Source organism: Candidatus Kurthia intestinigallinarum (assembly GCF_003991225.1).
Lineage (GTDB): Bacteria > Bacillota > Bacilli > Bacillales_A > Planococcaceae > Kurthia > Kurthia populi.
Window position 1 is genome coordinate 1 of sequence record NZ_JTFC01000196.1, and the last position, 1,866, is coordinate 1,866.

A 1,866-nucleotide genomic window follows, 5' to 3' on the forward strand; every position below is an offset into this window, starting at 1 on the left:
ATTTGAAAGGGCAAAAAATAAGTGAGAGTGATATCTCACTTAAAGATTAACATTCAACAATTGTGTTAGTCAATGATTAACACTTTTATTTTTTTATAAAATTTTCTAGATCATTATTATGTTGTAAAATAGCAGCGAACAACACTGATTTTACAACAAATGAAAAGAATACTCTTCCTCTTGTTTCTTTAATCAGATTTTCTTGTAGCATTTTCATCTTCTGGAATACCGTTTTATCAATTGCTAAAGTTGTTCTCATGCTTTCAAATTGTGGATCTTTGTTATCTGTAATGCCAGGCACTGAAGTTTTTTTATCATTGAGTAATTCCCAATCTATTTGATTTACTACTGGCTCAATTTTTTTAAAAGCTTCTCCTATGAGAAAACCATCTGATATAGGTATCTCTGAATCGCCATAAAAAATCTTCTTCAATTCTTTTAGGGCAATGACACTCTCTCTGTTAAGCTTTATGCCCAGTCGTTCATTTTTTTCTGACATTGAATTCTCCTTTCTATTCATCTCTGATTAACTATAAAATAACTTTTCTATTTGTTCAATAAGCCATAAATTTTGCACTTAAAAGTTTTATTACATATATCAATTCATTAAGTAAACGTCATAATTTTCTATAATCTTGAGACAACTATTTTGAAAAGAACCTAAAAATGAAATGGAAAGACGTATCACAGCATACAAAAATGAGTACGTATGTAACTACGTACTCATTGAGGTTTATCTGGATTTGTATAAAATGGTTTTTCTTCATAGTTTGTGACATCATATTGTCCAACTGTCTTATAAGTAGAAGGCTTTTCCTCACTTTGCTTTGTTAGACCAGATGGTTTGTAGAATAATGCATCTGTGATAATCCGATGTAAATAACTAGGCTCTGGCGCTTCATCCACAGCAGCCATAACAAGTGCATTACGTAAATAGCCCGCATTTTGCGAAAGTAGTTCCGCATTAAAATCTAAGTTGTTTTTATCAGCAAATAGCTTCATAAAGATTGATACAGCACGCGTGTTGCCTTCACGATATGGATGGACACGCCATATATCTGTCATGAATTTCGCAAATTGTGAAGGAAGCTGTCGATTTTGAGGAGACCACTCTATTTGAGCAGCCCACTGAAAAATGGCTTTTAACGTATCACTGATACGATTTTTATCACAGTACGTTACAGATAAGCCATTTAACACGCGTTCATTTTTATAAATATTAATTGTTCGAAATTCCCCAGCCCACGTGTAAAGGTCTTCAAATAAGAAATGATGGATGTTTTGTAAAGACGTATAATCTGCAAAATCTAAATCATCGAGAATCGAGTGAATGTCGATAATACCAGCGATTAATAACTGAGCTTCCACATCAATAAGTTCTTTTTCGTCTACAATATTTAGTTTATTGATTAATACGTTTGAATTTGGATACACATAAGGGTCCATTAGTTTGTCGCCTTCGCATATTTCTGTAAAATGGCTTGTTTCAATTGGCTAGATGAAACCTCACCATTCTCATATTGATTTAATAAATTTTGTGTAAAGCTTGTCGGTTTTCCACCATCTAGCGCAGCCATACCTACTGCAAATCGTACTTGCTGTTGTCGTTCTAAGCGTGAATTGGCTTTCATACGGTCCACCTCTTTAAATTTGAATAGTAAGTTCAGTATATCATATTTCTTATATTTTCATGGATGTTGAAGGGCTTGTTGAGATGCACCAAATCAGCATGAAGATATTTAATGCGATGATGAATTTGTTTTAACATTAACAAAATGTTATTTGGGAATGTTTTTTATCAAATCTCATACATACTGACAATAATATCAATACCCGAGTTTTTTAGCCTATTAAGCCTTGACTTAA

General features: G+C 32.7%; 3 protein-coding genes. All 3 read right to left on the reverse strand.

Features of this window, described 5'->3' with window-relative positions; all coding sequences use genetic code 11:
- Nucleotides 1–85 precede the first annotated feature (85 nt).
- Nucleotides 86–499, reverse strand: coding sequence for a hypothetical protein (locus QI30_RS19740; protein WP_126992147.1), 414 nt, complete (start codon nt 497–499; stop codon nt 86–88).
- Between the two features lie 224 nt (nt 500–723).
- A complete protein-coding gene (locus QI30_RS19745) occupies nt 724–1,446 on the reverse strand; it encodes a Fic/DOC family protein (RefSeq protein ID WP_126992122.1) in 723 nt (240 codons plus the stop codon).
- Nucleotides 1,446–1,631: an antitoxin VbhA family protein gene (locus QI30_RS19750; protein WP_126992121.1), complete on the reverse strand. Its 186-nt coding sequence runs from the start codon at nt 1,629–1,631 to the stop codon at nt 1,446–1,448. Before QI30_RS19750 ends, QI30_RS19745 begins: the two co-directional genes overlap by 1 nt.
- Nucleotides 1,632–1,866 lie beyond the last annotated feature (235 nt).